General features: G+C 70.8%; 1 pseudogene. It reads right to left on the minus strand.

The annotated features are described in order from the left end of the window. Nucleotides 1-117: 117 nt before the first annotated feature. Nucleotides 118-934: pseudogene (locus tag AC4FS3_RS28715) on the minus strand (hypothetical protein); the annotation flags it as partial.

Raw genomic sequence — 934 nt, forward strand, 5'->3', positions numbered from 1 at the left:
CGCGGCGTAGCAACGCCAGTTCGCCCTCCATCCGCGCAAAGGCTTCCTGGGCGGTTTCGGGTTCGTGCTCGTCTTCGCTCAATCCTGCTTCCTTTCCATACCCGAAAGCACGAATGCCTACCGGCTCATTCCCCGGTCACGCTGGCGGTCCGGCCCCAGCGATCTCGCCAGCGCATCACCGACCGCGCGTTCCTTCTCCAGTTTCAGCTCCAGCTCGGGCGCGCGCCGACGCAGCGCGGACTCCAGCTGCGGATCGCGGCCGATCGCGCCGGCGACCTTTGCCATGTTGCCGCGCATCCGCTCCGCGCCGGCGCGGTCGCCCGCCCGCTCCAGGGCGGCACGATCACGCTGCATCATCTTCCATGCCTCGACAAAACGGCCGGCACGCGCCTCCGGGTCGAGCCGCACGCGCTGCTCTTCGGCCATCGCCCGCGCCGCCCCGCCGGTGTTGCCGCTGGCGGCCTGCTCGATGAGCCGGGGGTCGCGCCTAAGCACGGAAGCGAGGTCGCGCGCGGCATGGGGCCGGTTCGCGTCCAACGCCTCGCCCGCCTTGCGCAATGCGCTCTCCTGATGGGGCAGCACCGGCAGGCCCTTGGCGCGCAACCGGCCTATATCGGCCGTGGCGCGTGCATATCGTTCGATCGCCTTTGCCTGATCCGGCTTGCCGCCGATCGCGGACGCCCGTTCGGGCGCGGACGCCTTCTCCGGTGCCGGCCTAGGCCGGAAGCCATCGAACATGCCTTTCGCCTTGTCGCGCACCTTGGCGGCGATCTCCCGCGCGAGTTCCGGGAACCGGATCTCGCGCCGCTCGGCGAAGGCGCGTGCCCGGTCGTTGTCGGACGGCGCGGCATAGTCGCCGGCCATGTCCTTGGCGCGGTCACGCGACAGGACGCGGCCAAGCTGGCGCTGGCCGGTGAAGTCGTCGCGGCCATAG

This window comes from Pseudogemmobacter sp. TB195 (assembly GCF_058313095.1).